The sequence below is a fragment of the Methylocaldum sp. GT1TLB genome (genome assembly GCF_051027445.1).
Lineage (GTDB): Bacteria > Pseudomonadota > Gammaproteobacteria > Methylococcales > Methylococcaceae > Methylocaldum.
The window spans coordinates 462,479-486,229 of the sequence record NZ_CP194898.1; the positions used below are offsets into that span (position 1 = coordinate 462,479).

Sequence of the window (23,751 nt, forward strand, 5' to 3'; positions counted from 1 at the left end):
CCGAAGAAGTCATCGCTATTTTTTTATCCAGCGTCCCGAAGGCGATCTGACGTACTGACCCGGCGGAGTCTTTTCGATCGCCGTTTTCCCGGCCAATGTCTCGACAACATTTAAACTGGTACCGTTGGTTTTGGCGACCTGTTCGTATTTCTGGCGGCGCTTTGCGTTGATATCCGCGATGAGAGCCCTGACATCCGCGGGCGGATTGGGCACGACCGCCTCGAGATAACCGTTAGGCTGTTCGCCCACCAAACCTTGCCTCTTCGCCTCGTCGAGACCGATCGCCCAACTCTGCGACGGCCAGCCGACCATGGCTAGCAGCAACGCCAATAAGGGAGCAATGACCCCACGCAAAGGAAAATATTTGGACATGGCAAATCCTCGTTCGAATCAGAACAGTCCGCTCTCTTTCGAGAGAATCTCTTCCAAGTCTTTTTCGACTTTGACCCGGACTTCGTGATCGATCTTGACGTTGAGATTGATGGTGATGGGCTCCTGCGGCGCAGCTAACTCGACTCGAGGGGTACATGCTGCCAAGAGCGCCATCACGGCGACAGAAGAGACCTTTGCAAAAAAAGTGTCTCGCATCATTGTTGTTTTCTGTATCGAGGCCGAAAAGAGCGGCTGAGGATAGCATCGGGATTTCCCGAGATCTAGCCGCCTTATCGATTCCGTCTAATGTATTTTCCGGTAATGCTCCTGGATTTGCCGGTTCATGCGGTCGGTCAAATCGTCGGCGACGCTCAGGCTGCGCAGGAGCATCAAGATGTTTTCCTGGAGGTTTAGATTGAGATGTATGGGCCGGCCGGACTGCCAATCCGGGTTGTGACCCCTCAGTTCGACCCGTAGTGTCAAGTCGCCTTTGGGGGTGCTGTCGGACTTGACCTTCAGTGTGTTGTACTGGAGGTTGCTCAGAGCCTCATTTACGAACTGTAGGCTCAAATTGTCTTTCGCCATCGCTTCGACTTGTTCCGTCGGCCGATAGCGAATCCAGCCTCCGGGCGGACGCGCCTCAAGCTCACCCCCGCGGAGCGCAACATGGGTATTGGTGATTTCCAAGGGCAGTCGTCCGTCGAGGAGGCCCGAACCTTCCACGCCTTGGTGTCTTTCAAGCGCGATGATTTGACTCAGGGACAGCCCTTTTAGCGTAAGGGTCACCGGGGTCCCCGGATGGACGGTATCCCATCGAACGGGAATGGCATGGACCGTTCCGCCGAGGATATTGGCGCCAAACTGCCTTAGGTCGATTATCGGGCCGGCGCTTCCGGCATAACTTGTAACCGCCGCTTTCATGTCCAGGTGGGTGACGGAAACTCCCGAATCCAGGTGTTCGACACTGACTCGAGCGGGATCGACGGTTCGTAAACCGTCTCGGTCAGACAGGACGAGATGGGCGTCCAAGCCTTCAAACCGGATCGTTTTGAATCGGCCGGCCAGACCATTTGCGTCGACGGTGACCTCGTTTTCGAACCGTAGCGTTTCGCCGGCGCCATGCTTGGCCGACCGGCTCCAGGAGCTGCCCCCGAAGCCGTGGATACGGCCCCCATGGAAGTCGATGGGAAAAGGCCAGGGTTCCAGCAATCGGCTCAGCGTGAAGCCGGATTCACCGAAAACGACGGGTGCCAGTTCGAACTGCGCCGATCCTTGGCCGCTGGCGAATCGGTGGCGTGCCCGACCGTTAAGGAGCAATTTCCCCTGGGAAAGCGTTGCAGTACTCTGGAGATCAAGCTGCTTCGAATCTCCCTGGAATTTGATCAGTATGTCGCCGGCGGGTAAGGGCTTGCCCTGAAATTTCGGTTTGAGGCCCTTAATGCGCAGATCGCCTCTAGCTTTCCAACCGGCGTTTCCGCCACCGAGCTCGGCGACCTCGAAGCTGAGCGCATCGGCCTCGATCGCGCCCTTCGGCGCAGTTAGGGCTGCCGGCCGGGTCAAGAGCGTAAAAGGCTCGAAGTCCCATCGGGTGGGTTCCGTGCCGTAGCGGAGTTTCGCTCCATTGGCGAGTTCGACATCGATTCCGGAGGATGAGATGCCATTCCAGTCGACTGGGGCAAGATGTATCGGAAATTCGGGCGTGAAGTTAAACGTCAGATTCTCCGGTGCTATTTCGACGAGGCCAGCCAGGCCTTTCGGGAAAGTCATCGCGACCATGGGCTCAGCCGGAGAGTTCATCGGACTCTTGATGCGCGCCGACAACTCCGATTTATCCCCGATGCGCCAACGGATTCGGCTCCCTTCGATCCAAGCGCTAGCTTCGATGCTGGACGCGGCGGTTCGGATGGCGCCGCTCGACGGTTCGATCCTGATCTCGAGATGATGATCGCTGCTGATCTTCACGCCTTCCCATGTTTTGCCCTCAACCGGAACGGCGCCTTGCCAGCGGCTTTCGACGCTGCCCGCCAGCAACGGGAGTTTTTGGTCGGGTCCGAACCAAGGCCGCAGCAAACCGTTGACGGCGTCCAGCCTTGCCCGAGCCGAGCCGGCTATGTTCAGGCGGCCTTTTTCGGTTTCGTCGGCACGGTTGGCGACATGAAGGACCGGAGGTGCCGAAGTTTCGGCAGGCCGGATATCTAGTTCGAACTCGCCGCTCACGGCGGCATGTGCCGAGAACGTGAACGCTTGTTCCTCCGCCGGACGGATTTCTCCGGTCAGTGTCCCCTGTCCGTTTCGGATCTGGGCCGTCGCGTGCGCCGTGTAATTACCGCCTGCTGGAGTTCGGAAATATAGGTCTAAGCGCTCGAGAGACAGTTCATCCGCCGGCAAACGGGACAGCCAATGATTCGGTGCGAAAGCGGTAGGTGCGATGTTTTTGCCGGCATCATGTTGAGCCGGCACCTGGCTATCGACAAAGCTGCTTTCGACCTCTGCTCTTGCGATCCGAATGCTGACAAGCCGCCCCGACAGCAATTCCAAGGGTCGATAGCGAGCCTTCAATCCCGTCGCGCGCAGGGTAAGCGCCCGGTTTCCGGAACGGCGGCTCATTTGAATGGTGTCGAAGCGCAGTTCATCCCAGGACGGGCGTCCGGAATTGACGTCGATCCGAGTAAACCCGGCCAGGGCGAGTCGGTATCGAAGAAATTCCGCAATGACTGCGGGGACCGCCCAATATATCGTGATGAGCGCCAGCATGCCGGCCAGCAGGACGAAATAGCGCCGTTTTTGAGCCGCGGGACCGGTTGCTTTCATCGCGAACATCGGGTGTATTCTTGAATCAAACTTGGCTATGAACGATCGGAGGGCGAATCATGACCGTCATGAAAACCGGGTCCGATAGCAATAGGCTCGATCAGGTCGTTGCCGAAGCCCGGCGTAACCGGGAGGAGCGGGAACGCGGCTATCGGGAGCAGGCTCTGAAACTATACCCTTGGGTTTGCGGGCGTTGCGCCCGTGAGTTTTCACGCGAAAATCTCAGCGAGCTTACGGTCCATCATAGAGATCATAATCACGACAATAATCCGCCGGACGGAAGCAATTGGGAACTGCTTTGCATCTACTGCCACGATAACGAACATTCCCGTTATTTGAACGCAGGGCAATCGAGCGGAGAAGAACGGCAGAATGCGAGCACCACCTTCAAGCCGTTCGCCAACCTCGATGCCCTGTTGAAAAAGCAGGAATCATGAGGCCTAATCCGCGTTTTCCATCTCGAAGGTCGAAGCATGATCGAAGAACGCTTGGTAGACTTGGAAACCAAACTCGCCTATCAGGAAGATACGATTCAGGCATTGAATAACGTCGTGTGCGAACAGCAAAAACAGATCGATCAACTGGAGGCGACTTGCAAGCTTCTCATCGACCGCATCGGGCAGTTGGCGGCAGCTGCCGAGCTGGGCAAGATCGTGGATGAGAAACCGCCCCACTATTGAAATGCCGTGTTGAAAATTTCGAACCAGGTCTGCCTTTCGCTCTCCGAAGTGGAACTCAACCCCACGCGTGCCCAGGGAGCGGGCGGGCAGAACGTTAACAAGGTGTCGACGGCCATTCATTTGCGCTTCGATATCAGGGCATCGTCCTTGCCCGAAATGTATAAGGAAAAACTGCTGACGCTGAAAGATCAGCGCGTTTCGAGCGAAGGCTTCGTCATTATCAAGGCTCAGCAGTTTCGAAGCCAGGAACAGAATCGGGAGGATGCGCTTGCGCGGCTGATTTCGCTGATAAAAAGCGCCGCGGCCACCCGCAAGACGCGAAAATCGACTCGCCCGACCAGAAGCTCTCAGAAAAGGCGGTTGGACAGCAAGAATAAACACGGACGACTCAAGGCATCGAGACGCAAACCAGCCGAGTAGGGCGGGCGATGCCGATCCTATGACCCACGCGTGAGCGAGGCCAATTTCGATTCGAGCCGATTCACGTCTGTCTTCAATTCATCGACCAATCGCTCCAGGCGATCCAGCCGTTCGCGCTCGGAAACCGAAAGCTCAAGCTCTCTTTCCGTATCCTCGCTGTTCGCCGTTAGCTGGTCTTCGCCAAAAAACAAATGCATGAACCTGGATTCGCGCTTTCCCGGCTCGCGCGGCAATCTCGCGATCAGAGGCTCTTCCCGATTCATCAGCTTGGCCAGCGTGTTCTCGACCTCCTGCACGTTGCCGAACTTGCATAGGCGCTCGGTCCGGGTGCGTAATTCGCCCGGCGTTTGCGGCCCACGAAGTAGCAACTCGCAGGCGATACCAGTCTCTTGCTTGGAGAGCTTCAGATCGCCGAATTCCGCATTGCAGAACCGGTGCTGGTATTTGGTGACTCGATTGCCGAATCCGCTGCCGGCACTGACGAGGTATTTCTTTACGAGTCCATCGACTATCTGCTGCACCGTCGCTTCGTCGAGATCGAGCACCGGATCGCGATTGCTTTTCTGATTGCACGCATTGGTCAGGGCGTTGAGCGATAGGGGATATTGTTCGGGGGTGGTGATTTCCTTCTCGATCAAACAACCGATGACGCGGGCTTCATAAGGCGTGAGCTTAATTTTCATTAGGGTTTATACGTAGAGTTTGAAGTGCGGAGCGTTGCCGGCTCAAGGATAATCAAAAATCTAATCTTAGATTGCGCTTTTTGGGAGAGACGAGGATGGCAACCTGTAGAATGGCGTTCATGAATACGGTCACAGACGTCCATCCCTTTTCGTCCTTAACACCCGATTGCGTCATGAACGCATTGGACAGCGCAGGCTTTCACAGCGACGGCAGCCTGTTGGCGCTCCACAGCTACGAGAACCGTGTTTATCGGGTCGGCATGGAAGACGGATCGCCAGTGGTCGTGAAATTCTACCGACCCGGACGGTGGAGCAAAGCCGCCATTCTCGAAGAACATGCCTTCGTTCGGGAGCTTGCGGAGTCCGAATTGCCGGTCGTGCCGGCCTTGCCGGGTGCCGGAGGCTCGACATTGCACGAGTTCGGCGGCTTTCGCTTCGCCGTGTTTCCGACCCAAGGCGGATATGCTCCGGAATTCAACGACCACGCCGCATTGATGCGAATGGGGCGGCTAATCGGCCGTATTCATGCTGTCGGTTCGCTCAAGCCGTATCGGCACCGTCCTGCCCTGGATATCGCCAGTTTCGGCGAAGAGCCCAGAGATTATCTGCTGTCTCACGGCGTGATTCCGGCGGACATCGTCGACGCTTATCGGGAAGCGGCGAATCAAGCGCTAGCGGGCGTGAGACGCTGTTTCGAGCGCGCGGGTTCCGTGCGCACGCTGCGGCTGCACGGAGATTGCTATCCCGGAAATATGTTGTGGGCGGACGATGGTCCGCATTTCGTCGATTTCGACGACAGCCGCATGGGGCCTGCGATCCAGGATTTGTGGATGCTGTTGTCGGGAGACAGTACGGAGATGACGCAGCAATTGAGTCCTTTGCTCTCCGGTTACCAAAGTTTTTTCGAGTTCGATACCCGCGAGCTGCATTTAATCGAAGCGCTGCGCACCCTGCGGCTGATTCACTACACCGCATGGATCGCAAGACGCTGGGATGACCCCGCTTTCCCGATCGCATTTCCGTGGTTCAATACGCCGCGTTACTGGCACGACCGGATACTTGAACTGCGCGAACAGATTGCCGCAATGGACGTACCACCCCTTTGCCCGGAATGAAAACGGGCAAACGATGAAGAATGGCGCCCTGCGATCGCAGGTGCTGTCCGAAGAGTGACTTAGCGGGTAAGTCGTTCCGGCCTTTCCGAGTTCGGAGAGGCCGGAACGGATTCTAACCGGCGCCGAGGCGGGGCTCTGCCGCCGGTTTAGCGAATATCAATAGCGGTGTCCGCCGCCGCCGAATCCGCCGCTGCGTCGGCCGCCACCGAAACCGCCGCCGGATCTTTCTTCGCGGGGGCGGGCCTCGTTAACGGTGAGGCTACGTCCACCGACCTCTTTGCCATGCAGGGCGCTGATTGCGGCTCGGGCCTGTTGATCGGTACCCATTTCTACGAAGCCGAAGCCTTTGGAGCGGCCGGTTTCGCGATCCATGATCACGTTCGCGGACTGCACCGTACCATGTGGGGCGAAGAGTTGCTCCAGCTCGCTGTTGTCAATGCTGTAGCTCAGGTTGCCGACATACAATTTCGTACTCATCAAAAATTCCTCGATAGGAAAACAAACAAAAAACACTTAATAAACACAGATCGAGCCCGTAATCGCGGGTGCGCTGGGTCTATTAATAAACACCTTTTCTGGAAAGGATTCTGTAGGTAAAAGTTCGTGCTGGACACGAAAGCTTTCGTATATTAGTCCGGTTCACTCGCCCGGTACTTAACGTCGCCGGCCGCGGCCGCTCCGCTCGCGGGGACGCTCCTGATTAACCCGAAGACTGTTGCCCCTCAAGTTGCGGCCATTCAGTCCGGCGATTGCCGCGCGCGCTTCGTGGCCCTCCATCTCGACGAAGCCGAAGCCGCGGCAACGACCGGAAAAAATGTCGCGAGCCAGTTCGATCGAGCGTACCCGGCCGTATTCCGCAAAAAGTTCGTTGAACTCCCGTTCGGTAGTATCGGCCGGCAGATTTCCGGCATAAATTCTCAGCATGGATTGTCTCCTGTGGGCGCAACCAAGATAGGCGGCGTCATGGTTGAATGATCCGAGGGCATGGACCGATCGATCCGCGCCTCGGCGTTGATTGCCGCATCAGCCGGGTAATCTGTGGACCAGGATTTCCGACTGTTTGCGGTGTATAGCCTTCCGGTGAAGGAAGAGCGGGAAGTTTGCGGCCAAGCAGCTGCTCGATGTTTTTCAGCTGTAAAGTTTCGTGTCGAAAGACCGGCGATGCTGCATCGTTGTTCGAGCCGGTACGGCCTATGCGACGTACGTATTCTGCCGCCGATACCCGTCTGGGCTTCGGTTAGCAAATCACCTCCATTTAGTACGGCTGGAATGGTCTGCGATTGGATCGGCGTGGGAGCCGTGTGGGCTTGATCGGCGACAATGCGTGACGGGATGTTGGATAGGCTGAGAGACTCAAAGGGCATTCGAACTTTCCTGGCTCTTGCCTGCCACGACGAGCGTGGCACCGGTCGAGCACGAGCACTGTTGCTGTGACCACAGGGCGGACCCGAAGGACGCACCGCGTGCGGTTTGCGGGAGGAGGCGGGGACTAGCAGGTGCCGTTAAGGCATTGACTGAAAGGAAAATTCCGTATCCTCGTGGCGAAGACCGGTCTTGCGCCGCGACAAACTATGTGCAGCCTACTCCAATTTCGTCAAAGAAGCTAGTCCGATCGTAGAAAACGTATTCGAACATGGAACATCGACAGCACGGCGGTATGGCAAGTACCACTTTAACCTTTCGATCAACCACAACCGTCCGCTTTTTTCACCGAGCGAACGCCTGAGTTTTTGCCAGCTTGTAGTTGCCGTTCTTGGGGCTTAATGACGCATTGGTTCTGGTCGCGGTGCCGCCGGCCTTGACGTTGCCGGGATAGCTTACCTTAACGTGAGCTGATGCCCCTTTGTTTTCCGGTTGCTGCGCTGCCAGACGATTCTGCTGCGCCCGGTACGCGATCTGCCGGAGTGTGCCCGAGGGTAGCCAGACCGCCGTGCCGGCGGGTAAAGCCGCCCTGTCGGACTGAGCCGGTCCGCTCCAGGCCGCATTCAGGGCGATGAGCTGAGACTTGTCGGTTGCGTATTGACGAGCCAAAGTCGAAACGAAGGCATTCTGCGTTATGACGACACGGTCCCAGTCAAGAGGCTTTTCATATCGTATGCCCTCGGCAAAGAAACGTTCGGGCTGACTGGCGACCTCCCGTGCTGCCAGAAATTCGGCGTAGAAATTACGGGAAGCGAAACCGAATTGAGGATGGTCGTAATCGGAAACGATCCGCATGAAGTCATGGCCGAAAGACTGCTTCGCGCGCATCATGCCCGAAATGCCATGATTGTAGGACGTGATTGCCAGGGGCCAGCTGCCGAGCTTGCCGTAGGCATAGCTTAGATAACGGGCGGCGCCGTGAGCCGAAGCGACGGGATCCAGGCGCTCGTCGATGATCGTGTTGACGTTCATGAATCGCTCGGCCGCCCCGCGCGTAAACTGCCACACGCCTACGGCGCCTGCCGAGGAACGCGCCTGCGTTTGGAACGACGATTCCACATGGGGCAAATGCGCTAAATCCTCGGGGAGGCCCGCGTGGCGGAAAATCTCCCGAAAGTGGCGATCATAACGACCGCTGATTTCCAAACCCCTCTTGAAGCGCTCGCGAAGGCCGCGCTGACCGCGGAGCCGCTCGCTCGCACCGAGTAGTGCAGTCTTGAAATCGCCGTGTGGACTGATCTTACCGGCCAGTCTTCGGTCGTCCGGGGCGAGGGGGATTCCCGCAGCGACTTTCTGTTCCAGGTCGCGCAATCGGGACTGCCAATAGGCTGTCCGTTCGCGCACCAGTTCTTTCTGGATCGGGGTATAGCCCTCGGTGATATTGCCGGGGAGCTGAATCACTTCATAAATCACATCCAGAAAACGGTTATCGTGCAGAACGACTTGAGAACGGCTCCAGACGCCGTAGACATTGCGCCAGAAGGCGACTTGCGTTTCCAGGGCCACGGGCTTCGGGAACATACCCGAGGCAACCGAGACGGAAGGCATCGCGCGAAGCCGCGACGATGCATCCGCCGATTGCGCCATCGAGGCCGCGGGTGCTACGGCCTTCTGGTGAAGGCTTCCATGGTGAATCCGATGATGTTTTTGCATCGTGGAAGGACCGGAACAGCCGCCTGCCATGAGAACAGGCACAACCATCAGAAGACACTGGATCAGTCTGCGAGTCATCGACGAGCCCCCCAAGCCGGCTCAAGAATTTTTTTCGGAAGAAACGCTTTTCGCCGAGAACTCAAACGACCCGCGATTGCGGATCGAAATTCGGCTACGTGGATAAAATCATTGTAGCTCGAGTATGCGGAAAGTTGGGGGACATTCGAGTTAGCAGAGTTTTTCCAGCTAACGTCGGCGGCCACCGCCGCCGCGCCGGCCGCGCGGCCGCTCTTCGTTAACGCGTAGCGTGTTGCCCCGCAGATTGCGGCCGTTCAATCCGGCGATCGCCGCACGCGCCTCATGACCCTCCATCTCGACGAAGCCGAAGCCGCGGCAACGTCCCGAAAAGATATCGCGAGCCAATTCGATCGAGCGTACTCGTCCATAGGCCGCAAATAGTTCGGTAAACTCCTGTTCCGTCATATCCGGGGGGAGATTGCCGGCATACACTCTCAACATAATGCTTCTCCTTTGGTGCCGTCCGGATAGGCCTGACATGGTTCCATACGAAGTCCAACCGGGCTGCAACGTTTCGTTGGGGAAAACCGCCTGGTGGGGTGAGGCCCGATGCGCTGCACGAGATTTGGACGAGGAGGCGAGGCTTGGGGGACGTCTGGCAGTGTAGTTGCCTGACAAGATCGAATCCTCGGGGTGCAGCGCTCTTCGCCACCGAACGATAATAGGTCAAGGATACCGCGATGGCATCGCTTTATCCAAAACCGCTTATGTCGCGAAGATCGGAGTCGGCCCGGTTCGGCAGTCAGCATATGACAAGAACCGGCCAGCAAACGTTCGTGTCGCCGTGCTGCCAACATCGCTCCTCTTCGAGGAACCGGGCGAACGGTTCGTGATCCGTGTAGACGCTTCCGTCGGATATGAAGAAATGCTCGAAAGGACCGAAACGTTCGGACCCGCCGCCAAAGGTGTCCTCAAAATGAATCGAGGCGCCGGTCCGGCAGTCGCATCGGGAAAATAAATTGCCCTGAATCTCCCAGAAGTGGTTTTGATAGCGCCCCACGATTTCGTTGTCCGGACCTTGGCGAATCACATGACCGCTGATTCGAAAATACGGGGCCGGACCCAAAGTAACAGCATGTTCCGGAATGACGGATTCGAAGCTTAATCGGACCATAATCGCATGCTCCATAGAATTTCTTGAATCGCTTCTCCTTCCCGACACCGAAAAGGCACACTGGTTCACTGACCGGCAGGCTGCCGGCCATGAAGACCAAGATCGCGATAGCCGTGAATTTCTGTGGATTTCGAGATCTTGCGATCGGTACTTGGGCGGGCCGGATACTTATCGTTTGTTGTTTTTCGAGACAAAAAACGAACAATTCCGCCCCACGGTTAGGCCATGGGCAGAGCGAAAAACGACGCTAAGGAGAACTTCGGAAGCTCTTCGTTTCCGGTCCTCTTAATTTTTCGTTCGGGCGCGATGGAAAAGTCCACTGTCCAAACCTGCGATCTTCTCCGGCCAAGGCGGCAAGGTCGGCGGCATAGCCTTGTAATTTCTCGTCCAGGGCAGCTCGCTGTTCGGGCGTTGCGGACGTAATTACTTTGGCGATCAACTCCGCATTCGACTGACGTAGGGTCTGAATATAGGCGCGCCGCTGGGGGTCTGTTTGGTCGGCCAGTTCGGCGAAATAGGTGCGAATCCAGTCCGTTGCGACTCGCTCCTCCGGCTTCCGTTCCTGGATTTTCGAAAGCAGGGTTAGAAAATCGCGCTGCCGTGCTTCGCGCTCGTCTGCCCAGGTGTAGTTGCCGTTGTCGCGTCCGGCTATGGCGTTTCGGATGATGGTTCGTTGTTCGTCGGTGAGTTTCCCGAGCCAAAACTCGGCACGCTTGATAAAAAGCTTCGCCTTGGCTCCGGGGGCATTGTCCGCGCTGTTATGCAGATAACCGTATTTCTTTCGGAATTGTGCATTGTCATCGCTGAGTTCGCGCTGTACCTGCCTGATCTGATTAGGCTTGAGCGTCAGTGCGAGCCTGGCGATTTCCGGGGCGGCCCGCTCGCCGAGTATTTCCAGTCGTCGGTTGATCCTCTGCTGAAAATCAGTAACCTCGGATGGCGTCATCGGCCCCTTTGCTTTCGTCCGAATGTCGTCGAGTAAGGCCGAATAAGCATGCAATTGCGTCGCGCGATGCCAGGCCAGTAACGCGTTGATTCGATCTTTAGCCAAGGTTTTCTGCGTCTTTTCCAGATCGAAATACTCATCAAGCCGGAAGATCAGCAAGGTATCCGCATGGTTATAACCGAACCGAATGCTGGTGCAGGCCGCAAGCGGCAGCACTATCGCGGATACGACGATCAAGTGCCATCGGCGGATCAGGATGGTGAGGGACGATACGTTCATTTGCCGTCCATATTCTGGCGAATACACGTCGAGCTCCTATCGTGAGGTACGCTGTCACTTAGTAGAAGAGAAAAATTCAAAGCCATTGCGAACGATTTCAGTTTACGAAGCGGAGCCAGTTAGATTTCGACCACGGTCCCGAGTTCGATCACACGGTCCGGAGGTATTCTGAAAAAGTCCATGGCGCTCTCGGTATTGCGCGCCAGGCGGATAAAGAGGCGCTCGCGCCAGAGAGCCATACCCGGGCGGGGCGTCGAAATGACGGCTTCCCGGCTGAAGAAAAACGAGGCATTGGCCAAATCGATCTCGAGGTCCCGTTCTTTGCACAAGGCCAGGGCGTCCGGCACATTGGGCTCCTGATTGAAACCGAAGTAAATCTTGACTCGGTATAACTCGTCGCCGAAGTGCCTGATTTTGATGCGTTCGGAGCGAGGCACCCAGGGCACGTCTTTGACGATTACGGTCAGCACGATCACCCGTTCGTGCAGAATCTTGTTGATCGCCAGATTGTTCAAGAGGGACTGAGGGACACCCCGGCGGCCGGCTGTGAGATAAATGGCGGTTCCGGGAATACGCCGCGGCGGTTCTGCGTGAAAACGCATGAGCAAGGTTTCGAACGATATCGCTCTTTCGTTCAAGCGTTTTCCGAGCAACGTGCGTCCTTGTTGCCAGGTGGTCATCACGGTAAACAGGACAACGCCAACCCCAAGGGGAATCCACCCGCCTTGGGTGAATTTCAAGCTATTGGCCATAAGGAAGGCGGTGTCGATAATCAAGAAGCAGCCTACGACCGCCAGGCTGGTCATCCATCTCCATTGCCAGAGCCTTTTGAATACGAAGAAAGCCAACAGGCTCGTGATGACCATCGTGCCGGTAACGGCGATGCCGTAAGCGGCGGCCAATCGTTGGGACGATTCGAATTGCACGACCAGGGTAAAGACTGCGGCCAATAAAAGCCAATTGACGACCGGCAGGTAGATTTGGCCGGGGAAAAACAGCGACGTGTGATAAATACGCACCCGCGGCAAGTAACCAAGCTGGATCGCCTGCAACGTCGTCGAGAATACCCCGGAAATTACGGCTTGGGACGCAATCACCGTCGTAATCGTCGCCAATATGAGCAGCGGGAGGGCTCCCCATTCCGGTGCTAGAAGGTAGAACGGATTTTGGGTAGCCTCCGATTCGCGCAGCAGCAATGCGCCTTGGCCAAAGTAGTTCAGCAACAGGGCCGGAAGAGCCACGGCAAACCAGGCCATGCGAATCGGCCGAACGCCGAAATGGCCGATATCCGCATAAAGAGCTTCGGCTCCGGTCACCACCAAGACAACCGCGCCCAGGACCACCAGCGAATACCATTCCTCTTCGATCAAAAAACGAGCGCCGTACCACGGATTCGCTGCTACCAATACCTGCGGGGTAGCGAGAATGCTGCGCGCACCGAGGATTCCGAGGCAAAAAAACCATAGGAGCATGATCGGGCCGAACAGCCGGCCGACACGACTCGTACCCTTGCGTTGGAGAAGAAATAAAAGGGTCAGGATCGCCAGGGTCACCGGCACGACAAATTCGTTGAGTTTCGGAGCCACGACCGCCAGGCCTTCGACGGCGCTCGTAACCGTAACTGCGGGTGTGAGAATGCCGTCGCCATAAAATAAGGCGGCGCCGATGAGACCGATCAGAACGATTACGCGTCGCCGGCGGGGTGAATCGATCGCAGCGCGAGACGCAAGCGATACCAAGGCCATGATTCCGCCTTCGCCTCGGTTGTCGGCCCGCAGCATGATCGCGGCATATTTCAGGCAGACGATCACGATCAGCGACCAGAAAATAAGTGACAGCACGCCGAGTATATTGGTCTCGCTGGGCGCAATGGCGTGAGGTCCGCTGAAGGCGACGCGCATGGCATAAAGCGGACTGGTGCCGATGTCGCCGAACACGATTCCGAGCGTGCCGACCAGCGTAACGGTTCTACCGGGCTTTAGGCGTTGCAATGTCGAATGCGCTTGCATTTTTCAGGCGTGTGGCGGTCGAGACGAACGATGGTTGCACTTCACAATGCGGAGATCCTTGTGTTTTATCAATGACCGCTCACGGCAGACTTTGCCCTTTGACTCCTCGGCCGGCTCATTGCTCCCCAGAACGGCAACGCAAAGACCCGTCCGACGGCCGTCTCCGGGTTTAACGACAGACGGGCGTCGAAAGATTGGCGGTTGTTCGCTGGACCGTGCCAGGCGCTCACCTTTACGATACTCGCCTTAGAATTGAGGGGCGTACCGTTAACCCGATGAAAATGTCCCATACTTAGCTCCTATACAGTCGATCGCGGTTAGCTGTGGCCCGATCGGCCATAACGAATGCAGCGATTCGGAACGGCCTATGCGAGATCGGTAGCGTACTGCCGAAACGGTTTTCAAGGCATTGGGCTTTGAACGCGACCGATGCGAGTCGTTCTCAACGGGGTGGTGGATGAAGGTAGATACACTAATGCAATCGGAGGAACGGCTTCGGCGAAACCGCAACTCCTTGCTGGAGCAACAACGCGCGCTGGCCTCGCTAACGCGTAGCGAAATTTTTTCGGCTGAGGATGCGCTCGAGGCGATTCGCCTGCTGACTCGAACCACCGCGACGGAGTTGGACATCGAGCGCATCAGTGTATGGCGGTTTACCGAAGACCGGCTCGCCATCGAATGCATGGATCTCTACGAGCGCTCCCGGCAACGGCACAGTTCCGGGATGACATTACGCCAGGAGGATTTTCCGAGCTATTTCAAAGGACTTGAAACCGAGGAAGCCATCGTGGCGAACGATGCGTGTCATCATCCTTCTACCGCCGAGTTTTCCGCTGTGTACCTGCGTCCTTTACGGATCAGCTCGATGCTCGATGTGCCGATACACGTCTTCGGTCGCGTCGAGGGCGTCCTATGCTGCGAGCACACCGGCGAAACGCTCAGCTGGTCTGCGGAAGAACGCTTTTTCGCCATTGCCGTGGCCAATCTCGCCGCTCTTGTGATCGAACAAAACGAGCGCAAACGTACCGAGGCCTTGTTGCGCGGCCAGAGAGACATGCTGGAGATGATCGCCAACGGAGCGCCCCTCGAGCATACCCTGGCTGCACTGGCGCGTACGATCGAACAGCAGGATGACAAAATACTCTGCTCGGTGCTTCTCCTGGATAAGGACGGCGTTCATTTGCGGCATGGGGCCGCCCCGAGTATTCCCGACGATTACAACCGGCAAATAGACGGTATCGCCATCGGACCTTCCGTGGGATCTTGCGGCACTGCGGCATTTCACCGGCAAACGGTAATTACCAGCGATATTCGGACGGATCCCCGTTGGGCCGCCTTTCGCGATCTCGCCGAGCAGTACGGACTTCGCGCCTGTTGGTCGACACCCATTTTCGACGCGAGGCAAAACGTCATCGGTACCTTTGCCGTTTACTATCGCGAACCGCAGCGGCCTTCGGACAAACACGCCAGGCTGGTAGAGACGGCGATTCATACCGCTGCGATCGCCATCGAGCGCAGTCGGGTCGAGGACCGGATCCAGCGTCTCGCTTTTTACGATGCGCTAACAGGGCTTCCGAACCGTGCCTTGTTGATGGACAGGGCTGCGCAGGCCTTAGCGCTTTCAGCCCGTGACAAGAAAGAAACGGCCCTGCTGTTTCTGGATCTCGACCGATTCAAAACGGTCAACGATTCCCTGGGACATCATGTCGGCGACGGGCTATTGCGGAGCATTGCGGGCCGCTTGCGGGGATGCCTGCGGGATACGGATACCGTGTCCCGGCTGGGAGGCGACGAATTCGTCGTACTGCTCCCGGAAACGGGAGGCGACTCGGCCGCTCAGACCGCCGAAAGGATTCTGAGCGTGGTCGCGCAGCCTTATGTCATCGAGGATTACCGGCTGAGCATCACGCCGAGCATCGGCATCAGCATGTATCCGCAGGACGGCGGCGACGTGGAATCCTTGGTCAAACATGCCGATACCGCCATGTATCACGCTAAAGAAAAAGGACGCAATACTTATCAATTCTTTACCGAAAGCATGAATTCCGCCGTGCTGGAGCGGCTTACGATCGAAAGCGGTCTGCGGCAGGCTCTGGAACGTGACGAATTCTTGCTGGAGTATCAGCCTCAGTACGATATCGAGACGCACGGATTGGTAGGCCTCGAGGCCTTGATTCGCTGGCAGCATCCGGAATGGGGCCGGGTACCGCCGGGCCGGTTTATTCCCATCGCCGAAGAAAGCGGCCTCATCGTTCCGATCGGGGAATGGGTGATCCGCGAGGCCTGCCGCCAAAACGTGTACTTGCAATCCCTCGGTTTCGCCAAGGTTCCGGTTGCCGTCAACATTGCCTCGCCACAATTCGTTCAGCGATTCGAAGACCTCGTCGCACGGGTGTTGGGAGAAACGGGTATGGAGCCCGAGTATCTTGAACTCGAGTTGACCGAGGGAATCGTCATGCAAGGAGAGGGCTCGATTCAGAAACGCTTGCACAAGCTCAAGGACATGGGCGTAAAGCTGGCTATCGACGATTTTGGGACGGGCTATTCAAGCCTCAGTTATCTCAAGCGATTCCCGATCGACAAGCTGAAGATCGATCAGTCCTTCGTGCGCGACATCATCGATGATCAGGATGATCTTGCGATAACCCGCGCAGTGATCAGCCTGGGCCACAGCCTTCGACTGACGGTTATCGCCGAAGGCGTCGAAACGGAGCAGCAATTGGCCTTTCTGCGGGATGAAGGTTGCGATCAAGCTCAAGGCTTTTTCTTCAGCCGTCCTCTTTCTGTCAAAGCGCTAGGCGACTGGTTTTTCGAGAGTTCGACGAAGGCTTAGACAAAATCTCGGTGGGATTCCTCGGCAAGGTATTCGACCGCTCGCGGAGTCCCGGCGATGCCGAACGGAAAGACTCGGCGGCGATCCAATGGTTACTGTTGACCCTCGCCGCGCGGGTTTTCAGTATGCCTGTCTTGAAAGCGGAATTGGAGCCGTGCAGTTCCACGGTTGTCTGGAGTGTATTGCATGGATGTACGAAATCGTTCGCCCATGTCGGTTTGCGGAGCAATCGTACTAGCCTGGGCATGCTTTCTGGTGATTGCACTCCGGTTCTGTCTGGCGGAGCCCTCGTTTGCCGGCACGGACGAGGCCGCGCCGCCCACCATCGATCCCGGGCGCCTGGAAGCCCATGTCCGAACCTTGTCGGAGATGCTAGGGCCAAGGGATGCAGGTCATCCGGATAATCTCGATCGCGCGGCATCGTATATCCGTTCGGCGTTCGAGCAAGCGCAGGGCAAAACCGCGGACCAGCCGTTCCGGGTCGGCCGAACGACTTACCGCAATATCATGGCTAGTTTTGGCCCGCCGTCCGAGGAGCGGATCGTCGTCGGCGCACATTACGATACGGCCGGTCCCTATCCCGGAGCCGACGATAACGCGAGCGGCGTCGCCGGATTGATCGAACTGGCGGGACTACTGGGCAAAGCCGATCTCGCAATCCGGGTGGATCTCGTAGCCTATACCCTGGAGGAACCGCCATTTTTCAGGAGCGAGCACATGGGGAGTGCCGTGCATGCCCAGTCGCTCAAGGCGAAGGGGGCGAACGTACGCGCGATGCTTGCGCTCGAAATGATCGGCTATTTCACCGATGCGAAAGACAGCCAGTCATTTCCCGCGCCGGGACTCTCGCTTTTCTATCCGACCACCGGAAACTTCATCGCCGTCGTGGGAAGGATAGGGGAGGGACGGCTGGTGCGAAGTATCAAGAAGGCGATGTCCAACGCCTCAAGCTTGCCGGTGCATTCGATCAATGCTCCGCGCTTTCTCCCGGGCGTCGACTTCTCGGACCATCTCAATTATTGGGGAGCAGGCTATCCGGCCGTAATGATCACCGATACGGCTTTCTATCGTAATCCGAACTATCATGCCGCCACCGACACGCCCGACACGCTGGACTACCGGAGAATGGCCCAAGTGGTAGCGGGAGTCCATGCCGCAGTGCTCGAGCTCGCGCGGTAGACCTTCAAATTGCCGATGCGTCAAACGACCGCATCCGCTCCGCATGATGAAGGCCTTGACTATACCGTGCGAAGGATATTTTCCAGGTGCACGCCTAACACTTCGGCAATACGCTTGAGCTTGTCGATTCGGCATGTCGGCCGTCCCCGGTCGACAAGGGCAACGAACGATTCCGTTATGCCAGCCCGCTCGGCCAGTTCCTCCAGCGTCAGCCCGCGGAACTCGCGCCAGATCCGGATGGCGTTCTCTCCGGCCAAAAGGCGCGCCTTCAAGTCGTCCGGAAGTTGTTCTTCGCCCGGCACAAGCCGTTCCTCGGTTTTGACGTCGGACGCCATGTCCGTCGCCAATTCGGCCAGTTCCACGAGGGACAGATAGTCGTCATATGGAATCATCGCCCATTTCGCGCCGTCCTTTTCAATGATTTGCACGTCCATTCCTAGTCTCCTGAATAGCGGTCTCGTTCTGATTTGATCGGAGGTAATGCTTTACCTTCGCCTTAATGAAGGCAACGTTCGAAGGTGCGTAAATGACGATCGCGGGAGGCGGACCGAAGGTTTTCCAAAACCCGGCGAACATCCGGTTCCGGGGTAGCGGCAAGCAGGCGGTCGTACATCGCCATATTGTCTATCTCGGCCTCGACCGCGCTGCGGCAGGCCTCTTCAACCGTATCCGGCGCTGTCACGCGCTCAGGCCAGCGGTCTTCCGGCACGGGTATGCCATAGCGTTCGAACAGCGAGAGCAGGGCAGCGGCATGCCGCGCCTCGGCTTCGACGATGTTAACGAAGGGACGTATCGGACCGAACTTTTCGATGACCTTTCGATAGGCGGCAAGCGCTTTGTATTCGTCATCGAGCGCTTCGGTCAGGCGATCCTTCAAGCTCGAATTCATGGACATTTCCTAGAGTGGCGGGTGCTGAGTGGCCAGACCATCGCGTGTTCCGACCGCAAAACCCTAGGGGAAGGTATGCGGGTCGGTGCCTTCGCACTCGGCCTCGGGATGGTGTTTCTTGATGATGGCCTCGATTTCTTCTACGCGGTCTCGGGGCACGTCGATCATCAGCAGGAACTCGCCTTTTTCCATGGCCTCCTGGAATTGCTCGATCCGCCGGTTACCGATGCTGCTGCCGACCATGCTCGACATCAATCCTCCGACCCCCGCGCCAGCCAGGGTGATCGCAAACAGCGCTCCGCCGCCCAGAACCAGCCCCGTGGGCAAGGCGATCGCCACCAGCCCGGCCAAGAGTCCCGTCGCGCCGCCGAGTGCGACGCCCTGTTCCAGGGCCGGAAGGAAGTCGGTCTTTTGCAGGAAAGTGGCTTCGGGCAGATCTTCCAAAGGCGTGCCGCGTTTGGCCAGTACGTGGATGTGACGTTCCTCGATCCGCGCCAGCAACAACTCGTCCACGATCTTTTTGGTAATTTCGATGTTCGGTACCAAGAAATAGATGCGTCGCATGATTCTTGCTCCAGTTCTGATTAGGGATGTTGGACTAGCCGACCAAGGCGGCGGCCGACAATGCCGGAGTAAACCCGGCGGTAACGGGCCGAAAGCTTCGCATTGGGGTAGCAATTAGACTCGATTTCAGGAAGGAAATTGCGTAACGGTTATGCGATTGCATCATCTCGAGGCTGGCGAAAAAGGCCGCGTTAGAGGGGGATCGGGAAAGCCCGGCTTATTGCCAAAAAGCTTCCGACGACTCATGAAAACCACGACTCTCAGTCAAAGGGCATGCGCAACCGAAAGGCCGATGGGGGATCATTGCGTCGACGGGTGGTGTCCAACCAGATGCAGCACGCCAACTCAAGAGGAGGTCTCCATGTTCTTCAAGCAGTTCTATCTCGGCTGTCTCGCCCACGCCTCTTATCTCATCGGCGATGAAGGGACGAAAACCGCCGTCGTCGTCGATCCCCAGCGCGACATCGAGCAATATCTGGAAGAGGCGCGCCGGGAAGGTTTCGAGATTCGCCATGTGTTCCTGACCCACTTTCACGCCGATTTCATTGCGGGACACCTGGAACTGCGGGATCGTGTCGGCGCCAAGATCCATTTGGGGGCGAGGGCGGATGCCGAATATGCGTTCATTCCGCATCCCGACGGCGATACGCTCGAATTCGGTCAGGTCCGCCTGAAGATCCTGGAAACACCCGGCCATACCCCCGAAGGTATCTCGATCGTGGTTTACGATCAGGTCAAGAGCAAGGAGATTCCCTATGCCGTGCTGACGGGCGATACGCTGTTCATCGGGGACGTGGGACGCCCCGACCTTTTGGCCTCGTTCGGCGTTTCGGCCGAAGACCTGGCCGCGATGCTTTACGAGTCTCTGCACGAAAAGCTGTTGCCCCTGCCGGACGAAACCTTGGTTTACCCGGCTCACGGCGCGGGGTCCATGTGCGGGAAAAGTCTCAGCACCGACCTGTTCTCCACCATGGGAACGCAGCGCCGGTACAACTACGCACTCAAACCCATGAGCAAGGAAGACTTCATTCGCCTGGTCACGGCGGGCCAGCCGGAAGCGCCGAAATATTTTTCCCATGACGCGGTACTCAACCGCAAGGAGCGCGCAACCCTCGAAGAAACCCTGGCGACCGGGCTGAAACCGCTCTCGCTCGACGCGGTGCTCACGATGAAACAGGCCGGGGCGCAGCTTCTGGACGTGCGCGAGACGGCGGATTTCGCAGGGGCGCACCTGGCGGGCAGCGTGAACATCGGCCTCGGCGGCCCTTATGCCACTTGGGCGGGCACATTGCTCGATCGCACTAGGCCCATCGTGCTCATCGCCGAACCCGGCCGCGAGCAGGAAGCCGCGATGCGTCTCGGCCGAATAGGTTTCGACAATGTCGCAGGTTATCTCGAAGGGGGCATGGAAGCGCTGGAGCAGCGGCCGGATCTCATCCGGCGGACCGACCGGATCGCAGCCCCGACCCTGGCGGAAAAGCTGGCCTCGGCGCAGCCGCCCCTGGTTCTCGATGTGCGTACCGAAAACGAATGGCAGCAGAAACGCATCGGCGAAAGCCTCAATATCCCGCTGAACCGGCTCGCGGAACGGAGCGGCGAACTGCCCCGCGACAGGCCCATCGTGGTCCATTGCGGCACCGGCTACCGCTCGTCCATCGCCACCAGCTTGCTGGAAGATCAGGGATTCGATAATACGATCGATCTCGTGGGCGGTTTTAACGCGTGGGAGAAATGCTGTCCCAGTAACATCGCCGGTGGAACGGGTTAGAGCATTTTCCGGTTTTCTGTAGCGCTTCCCCAAGGTGTAGGTCGGCAATCCCTTGCCGACGAACCGGGTCGGCAAGGAACGTTGTCGGCAAGGGATTGCCGACCTACGCGCTTCCCGTACCGCTAAACCGTGGTGAAAAACGCGCTACTTGCCACGCCTCCATTGGAGCGGGCGATATCCGTCGGTCAGGGTGTTCAAGAAGGCAACGAGGTCGTCCATTTCCCGTTCGGTCAGTCCCAGGTTGCCCAGTTCGTCATGGTTGACATTGTCCGCTATCTCGGGGGCGGGCCAGCAACCTTGCTTGAGGGCATCGCGCTCACGGGTCATGGTGTCCCGGCAGGCGGGCTTGACGTCCCGGTTGTTGTAGAACTCGACCACGCCACGCAAGGTCTGGAAATAACCGTTGTGCATGTAGGGACCGGTTATCGCGATATTGCGAAGGGTCGGGACCTTGAACTTCCCGTCCTCGGCAACGGCGCCGACGCTGGCGCCCAGGCCCCGGTCCGCGAAGTCGCGGCCGGCGGAATTGAACTCGGGCGGCAAGGCGTAGAAGGGATTGTCCGGATTCTTTGGAACGCCCAGGTTGTCATAGGTGAAATCCGTGAACAACGGCTGGGAATCCTCCTCCGACGGCCGGTTGGGATGGCAGGCGGCGCAATTGCCCTTGGCGGGATCCTCGTACACCTTGAGCCCCCTGAGCTCCCGCGGGCTCAATTTGACCTTTCCGGCCAGATACGCGTCGTATTTCGAGCTGAAGCGGTTGAATGCACGGATATTCTCGAATGCGGCGATCGCGTCGGCGATGAGATCGTAGGCCCGTTCGGTGTCATCCAGGGCACCCCGTCCATACACTTCTTCGAACAACCGGGCATACGGGGCCTGACGTACCTTTTCCACCACGGCAGTTCGACTCGGATTGGCCATTTCGACCGGATTCAGGAACGGCTGTTTCGCCTGTTCTTCCAGAGTCGCGGCGCGGCCGTCCCGGAATTGGCCGCCTACGAACAGCCCCTCCTGTTCGTCGTAGTGGAATGCCGGGCTGAATGCGGCATACATGACGGTGGGAGTGTTACGGCTGCCGAACCGTCCCGAAATCACGCCCTCGGAGGTGGGAATCCTCTTGTCCGGGTCGGTGAATGCGCGTTTGGGCTCATGGCAGCTGGCGCAGGATTGCCCGGCCGGCGAGGAGAGACTGGCGTCGAAGAACAACTCCCGGCCCAGTTTGGCCTTCGGCGTAAGCGATTGGCCTCCGGGCAAGGCTTGATCGTCGGCTGCGGCCTGAATGGCGAGGAGCGTGAATACGGTGCCCCATGTTTTGACCTTCATGATCATCCCTTTTGTTTTTCGTAATGAGAAGAATTCTCATTTGTAATCAATGTCGAGTCAAGAACCCATCCCATGCAAATACACACAAAACTCCGTTTCGAAATGGAACCCCATGGAGGTGCGTGCGGATGCTCGAATCACGACCGACCGTCTTTCTGACGGCGCATGGCGAACATTCCGCTTTTCTTGGCTATAACCGCTTTCGCTATTTCAGAAATCGGGCAACCGCGATGTCATCCTTCTGAGCAAGTGTGCAAGCCTTGATTTATTCGCGCCGGTCCGTGAACTCGTCGTATAGTTCAGGGAGTCGAGAAGTCGAAGCTGTTGTAGGAGGTTGATCGGTGGTGCGACCCAGCAGGAACTCGGTGTGGCTACTTTTTCTGATTGTTTTCTCGCTGCTCGGCGCGGTTGGGTATGCGAACGGTGCCGAATCGGAAGAACGTAAAGTCGATGTTTACTTTTTCTGGAAGGACGGCTGTCCGCATTGTGAACGCGCAATGGATTTCCTCAGACGATGGGAAGGCGAGGAGGCGAGAGTTCGTGTTCATTATCTGGAAATCAGCCGTTATACCGGGAACTACGATGTCTTTTCTGCGCTGGTCAGGCAATTCGGAATCGAGCGCCCGGGGGTGCCTCTGACCGTGGTTGGTAAGACATACTTCGAAGGGTACGATGACGACTCGACGACCGGAGCGGAGATCCGGTCGGCCGCAAAGGCCTGTCAGGAAGTCGTTTGCAGGGATCTCGTATGGCCGCTGTTGACCGGCATACCGGAGACACCGGCCGAAGACCTTCCGCAGCCTGTCAAGAAAACGCCAAAGGTTCTGAAACTGCCGATATTCGGAGAAGTGACCATCGGCCAGGTCTCTCTTCCCGTGCTGACTTTGATGCTCGCGGCCGTGGACGGCTTCAATCCGTGCGCCATGTGGACCTTGCTTTTCCTGATCAGTCTGCTGGTGGGATTGCGCAACCGGTTTCGGATGTGGGTGCTGGGCAGCGCATTCATCGTCGCCTCGGCTGCGGTTTACTATCTGTTCATGGCGGCCTGGTTAAACTTGCTGCTTTTTTTCGGCATGCTGCTCTGGATTCGCATCTTGGTGGGAACGCTGGCGCTGGGCGGCGGTACTTATTACCTTCGCGAATATTTCGTGAATCCCGAGGCTATCTGTAAAGTGACCGCACCCGAATCGCGGAAGCGCGTTTTCGAGCGGCTGCGTTCCCTGGCCAGCGAGCGGCGCTTCCTGCTCGCGCTGGCGGGCATTATCCTGCTGGCCTTTGCGGTGAACCTGGTGGAACTGATCTGTTCCGCCGGAATACCGGCTATTTATACCCAGGTGCTTGCTCTGAGCAACCTGCCGACATGGCAATATCATGCTTACCTCGGCCTTTACATACTGGTGTTCATGCTGGACGACCTCTTCGTGTTTTTCGTCGCCATGCAGACCCTGCGGGTGACCGGGCTGACCGGGACATACGTGCGGTATGCTCACGCCATCGGCGGCGTTGTGCTGATCGTCATCGGATTATTGCTGCTGTTCAGGCCCGAATGGCTCGCTTTCTCGGTATAGGCTGATGGCCGAGCGAAGATGCTTACCTGCAAGCGTTTCCGG

At 57.6% G+C, this 23,751-nt stretch carries 23 protein-coding genes; 8 read left to right on the plus strand and 15 right to left on the minus strand.

Translation table 11 applies throughout. The annotated features are described in order from the left end of the window. Positions 1-15 precede the first annotated feature (15 nt). The 3 genes from ACR2R1_RS02035 to ACR2R1_RS02045 all read right to left on the minus strand — a co-directional run bounded on the left by ACR2R1_RS02035 (position 16) and on the right by ACR2R1_RS02045 (position 3,192). Positions 16-372, minus strand: a complete 357-nt coding sequence (locus tag ACR2R1_RS02035) for a YdbL family protein (RefSeq protein ID WP_434112440.1) — start codon at positions 370-372, stop codon at positions 16-18. Positions 373-390: 18 nt separating this feature from the next. Next, positions 391-591: a YnbE family lipoprotein gene (locus tag ACR2R1_RS02040; protein WP_346425842.1), complete on the minus strand. Its 201-nt coding sequence runs from the start codon at positions 589-591 to the stop codon at positions 391-393. A gap of 84 nt (positions 592-675) precedes the next feature. Further along, positions 676-3,192, minus strand: coding sequence for a YdbH domain-containing protein (locus ACR2R1_RS02045; protein ID WP_434112442.1), 2,517 nt, complete (start codon positions 3,190-3,192; stop codon positions 676-678). 50 nt (positions 3,193-3,242) lie between these two features. Here ACR2R1_RS02045 and ACR2R1_RS02050 point away from each other — a divergent pair, with 50 nt between their 5' ends. From ACR2R1_RS02050 to arfB, 3 genes are read left to right on the plus strand one after another with little or no spacing between them, the layout of a single operon-like run. Beyond that, positions 3,243-3,620 carry a YajD family HNH nuclease gene (locus ACR2R1_RS02050; RefSeq protein ID WP_077730140.1) on the plus strand — a complete coding sequence of 126 codons (378 nt, stop codon included), beginning with the start codon at positions 3,243-3,245 and terminating at the stop codon, positions 3,618-3,620. 36 nt (positions 3,621-3,656) lie between these two features. Then, on the plus strand, positions 3,657-3,863 hold the full coding sequence (locus ACR2R1_RS02055; RefSeq protein WP_077730141.1) for a SlyX family protein: 207 nt from the start codon (positions 3,657-3,659) through the stop codon (positions 3,861-3,863). 6 nt (positions 3,864-3,869) lie between these two features. Further along, entirely contained in the window at positions 3,870-4,283 is a 414-nt protein-coding gene (arfB, locus tag ACR2R1_RS02060; protein ID WP_133717297.1) for an alternative ribosome rescue aminoacyl-tRNA hydrolase ArfB, read from the plus strand. 17 nt (positions 4,284-4,300) lie between these two features. On the opposite strand, the gene ACR2R1_RS02065 is transcribed toward arfB, so the two are convergent. Then, positions 4,301-4,966 (minus strand): YceH family protein, encoded by a 666-nt coding sequence (locus tag ACR2R1_RS02065; protein WP_434112444.1) that lies wholly within the window; start codon positions 4,964-4,966, stop codon positions 4,301-4,303. 119 nt (positions 4,967-5,085) lie between these two features. Here ACR2R1_RS02065 and ACR2R1_RS02070 point away from each other — a divergent pair, with 119 nt between their 5' ends. Continuing rightward, on the plus strand, positions 5,086-6,081 hold the full coding sequence (locus ACR2R1_RS02070) for a serine/threonine protein kinase (protein ID WP_077730200.1): 996 nt from the start codon (positions 5,086-5,088) through the stop codon (positions 6,079-6,081). A 156-nt stretch (positions 6,082-6,237) separates the two neighbouring features. Here the strand turns inward: ACR2R1_RS02070 and ACR2R1_RS02075 are convergent, their stop codons facing one another. From ACR2R1_RS02075 to ACR2R1_RS02105, 7 genes are all read right to left on the minus strand, one after another. After that, positions 6,238-6,558, minus strand: a complete 321-nt coding sequence (locus ACR2R1_RS02075; RefSeq protein WP_077730144.1) for an RNA recognition motif domain-containing protein — start codon at positions 6,556-6,558, stop codon at positions 6,238-6,240. Positions 6,559-6,735: 177 nt separating this feature from the next. After that, positions 6,736-7,005 (minus strand): RNA recognition motif domain-containing protein, encoded by a 270-nt coding sequence (locus tag ACR2R1_RS02080; protein WP_077730145.1) that lies wholly within the window; start codon positions 7,003-7,005, stop codon positions 6,736-6,738. Between the two features lie 783 nt (positions 7,006-7,788). Then, positions 7,789-9,024: a lytic transglycosylase domain-containing protein gene (locus tag ACR2R1_RS02085; protein WP_434112446.1), complete on the minus strand. Its 1,236-nt coding sequence runs from the start codon at positions 9,022-9,024 to the stop codon at positions 7,789-7,791. A 378-nt stretch (positions 9,025-9,402) separates the two neighbouring features. Further along, a complete protein-coding gene (locus ACR2R1_RS02090) occupies positions 9,403-9,675 on the minus strand; it encodes an RNA recognition motif domain-containing protein (protein WP_077730146.1) in 273 nt (90 codons plus the stop codon). Positions 9,676-9,976: 301 nt separating this feature from the next. Further along, complete coding sequence (locus ACR2R1_RS02095) at positions 9,977-10,348, minus strand: hypothetical protein (protein ID WP_139841173.1); 372 nt, start codon at positions 10,346-10,348, stop codon at positions 9,977-9,979. Between the two features lie 247 nt (positions 10,349-10,595). Next, positions 10,596-11,573 carry a DUF6279 family lipoprotein gene (locus tag ACR2R1_RS02100; RefSeq protein ID WP_086135576.1) on the minus strand — a complete coding sequence of 326 codons (978 nt, stop codon included), beginning with the start codon at positions 11,571-11,573 and terminating at the stop codon, positions 10,596-10,598. 119 nt (positions 11,574-11,692) lie between these two features. Continuing rightward, positions 11,693-13,582: a potassium transporter Kup gene (locus ACR2R1_RS02105; RefSeq protein ID WP_347257570.1), complete on the minus strand. Its 1,890-nt coding sequence runs from the start codon at positions 13,580-13,582 to the stop codon at positions 11,693-11,695. Between the two features lie 457 nt (positions 13,583-14,039). Between ACR2R1_RS02105 and ACR2R1_RS02110 the strand changes: the two genes are divergently transcribed. Together ACR2R1_RS02110 and ACR2R1_RS02115 are read left to right on the plus strand one after the other, a co-directional pair. Continuing rightward, positions 14,040-16,415, plus strand: coding sequence for an EAL domain-containing protein (locus tag ACR2R1_RS02110; protein ID WP_133717292.1), 2,376 nt, complete (start codon positions 14,040-14,042; stop codon positions 16,413-16,415). A 186-nt stretch (positions 16,416-16,601) separates the two neighbouring features. Further along, the gene (locus ACR2R1_RS02115; protein ID WP_434112449.1) at positions 16,602-17,594 is read left to right on the plus strand and encodes a M28 family peptidase; all 993 of its coding nucleotides are present in this window, start codon (positions 16,602-16,604) and stop codon (positions 17,592-17,594) included. 59 nt (positions 17,595-17,653) lie between these two features. Here ACR2R1_RS02115 and ACR2R1_RS02120 read toward each other — a convergent pair whose 3' ends face one another. The 3 genes from ACR2R1_RS02120 to ACR2R1_RS02130 all read right to left on the minus strand — a co-directional run bounded on the left by ACR2R1_RS02120 (position 17,654) and on the right by ACR2R1_RS02130 (position 19,047). Next, a complete protein-coding gene (locus tag ACR2R1_RS02120; RefSeq protein ID WP_133717290.1) occupies positions 17,654-18,028 on the minus strand; it encodes a helix-turn-helix domain-containing protein in 375 nt (124 codons plus the stop codon). Positions 18,029-18,090: 62 nt separating this feature from the next. Then, entirely contained in the window at positions 18,091-18,483 is a 393-nt protein-coding gene (locus ACR2R1_RS02125; protein WP_434112451.1) for a ferritin-like domain-containing protein, read from the minus strand. A 63-nt stretch (positions 18,484-18,546) separates the two neighbouring features. Beyond that, positions 18,547-19,047: a DUF1269 domain-containing protein gene (locus ACR2R1_RS02130; RefSeq protein ID WP_434112453.1), complete on the minus strand. Its 501-nt coding sequence runs from the start codon at positions 19,045-19,047 to the stop codon at positions 18,547-18,549. A gap of 361 nt (positions 19,048-19,408) precedes the next feature. Here ACR2R1_RS02130 and ACR2R1_RS02135 point away from each other — a divergent pair, with 361 nt between their 5' ends. Beyond that, complete coding sequence (locus ACR2R1_RS02135) at positions 19,409-20,815, plus strand: MBL fold metallo-hydrolase (protein ID WP_434112455.1); 1,407 nt, start codon at positions 19,409-19,411, stop codon at positions 20,813-20,815. A gap of 144 nt (positions 20,816-20,959) precedes the next feature. Here ACR2R1_RS02135 and ACR2R1_RS02140 read toward each other — a convergent pair whose 3' ends face one another. Continuing rightward, positions 20,960-22,141: a cytochrome-c peroxidase gene (locus tag ACR2R1_RS02140; RefSeq protein WP_434112457.1), complete on the minus strand. Its 1,182-nt coding sequence runs from the start codon at positions 22,139-22,141 to the stop codon at positions 20,960-20,962. A 365-nt stretch (positions 22,142-22,506) separates the two neighbouring features. Here ACR2R1_RS02140 and ACR2R1_RS02145 point away from each other — a divergent pair, with 365 nt between their 5' ends. Next, complete coding sequence (locus tag ACR2R1_RS02145) at positions 22,507-23,709, plus strand: glutaredoxin family protein (protein ID WP_077730158.1); 1,203 nt, start codon at positions 22,507-22,509, stop codon at positions 23,707-23,709. Positions 23,710-23,751 lie beyond the last annotated feature (42 nt).

Bases quoted from the DNA above. Each gene is read 5' to 3' on its own strand.
- ACR2R1_RS02035 (WP_434112440.1), bottom strand. From the start codon at position 372: ATGTCCAAATATTTTCCTTTGCGTGGGGTCATTGCTCCCTTATTGGCG.
- ACR2R1_RS02040 (WP_346425842.1), bottom strand. From the start codon at position 591: ATGATGCGAGACACTTTTTTTGCAAAGGTCTCTTCTGTCGCCGTGATG.
- ACR2R1_RS02045 (WP_434112442.1), bottom strand. From the start codon at position 3,192: ATGTTCGCGATGAAAGCAACCGGTCCCGCGGCTCAAAAACGGCGCTAT.
- ACR2R1_RS02050 (WP_077730140.1), top strand. From the start codon at position 3,243: ATGACCGTCATGAAAACCGGGTCCGATAGCAATAGGCTCGATCAGGTC.
- ACR2R1_RS02055 (WP_077730141.1), top strand. From the start codon at position 3,657: ATGATCGAAGAACGCTTGGTAGACTTGGAAACCAAACTCGCCTATCAG.
- ACR2R1_RS02065 (WP_434112444.1), bottom strand. From the start codon at position 4,966: ATGAAAATTAAGCTCACGCCTTATGAAGCCCGCGTCATCGGTTGTTTG.
- ACR2R1_RS02070 (WP_077730200.1), top strand. From the start codon at position 5,086: ATGAATACGGTCACAGACGTCCATCCCTTTTCGTCCTTAACACCCGAT.
- ACR2R1_RS02075 (WP_077730144.1), bottom strand. From the start codon at position 6,558: ATGAGTACGAAATTGTATGTCGGCAACCTGAGCTACAGCATTGACAAC.
- ACR2R1_RS02080 (WP_077730145.1), bottom strand. From the start codon at position 7,005: ATGCTGAGAATTTATGCCGGAAATCTGCCGGCCGATACTACCGAACGG.
- ACR2R1_RS02085 (WP_434112446.1), bottom strand. From the start codon at position 9,024: ATGTTCCCGAAGCCCGTGGCCCTGGAAACGCAAGTCGCCTTCTGGCGC.
- ACR2R1_RS02090 (WP_077730146.1), bottom strand. From the start codon at position 9,675: ATGTTGAGAGTGTATGCCGGCAATCTCCCCCCGGATATGACGGAACAG.
- ACR2R1_RS02095 (WP_139841173.1), bottom strand. From the start codon at position 10,348: ATGGTCCGATTAAGCTTCGAATCCGTCATTCCGGAACATGCTGTTACT.
- ACR2R1_RS02100 (WP_086135576.1), bottom strand. From the start codon at position 11,573: ATGAACGTATCGTCCCTCACCATCCTGATCCGCCGATGGCACTTGATC.
- ACR2R1_RS02105 (WP_347257570.1), bottom strand. From the start codon at position 13,582: ATGCAAGCGCATTCGACATTGCAACGCCTAAAGCCCGGTAGAACCGTT.
- ACR2R1_RS02110 (WP_133717292.1), top strand. From the start codon at position 14,040: ATGAAGGTAGATACACTAATGCAATCGGAGGAACGGCTTCGGCGAAAC.
- ACR2R1_RS02115 (WP_434112449.1), top strand. From the start codon at position 16,602: ATGGATGTACGAAATCGTTCGCCCATGTCGGTTTGCGGAGCAATCGTA.
- ACR2R1_RS02120 (WP_133717290.1), bottom strand. From the start codon at position 18,028: ATGGACGTGCAAATCATTGAAAAGGACGGCGCGAAATGGGCGATGATT.
- ACR2R1_RS02125 (WP_434112451.1), bottom strand. From the start codon at position 18,483: ATGAATTCGAGCTTGAAGGATCGCCTGACCGAAGCGCTCGATGACGAA.
- ACR2R1_RS02130 (WP_434112453.1), bottom strand. From the start codon at position 19,047: ATGCGACGCATCTATTTCTTGGTACCGAACATCGAAATTACCAAAAAG.
- ACR2R1_RS02135 (WP_434112455.1), top strand. From the start codon at position 19,409: ATGTTCTTCAAGCAGTTCTATCTCGGCTGTCTCGCCCACGCCTCTTAT.
- ACR2R1_RS02140 (WP_434112457.1), bottom strand. From the start codon at position 22,141: ATGAAGGTCAAAACATGGGGCACCGTATTCACGCTCCTCGCCATTCAG.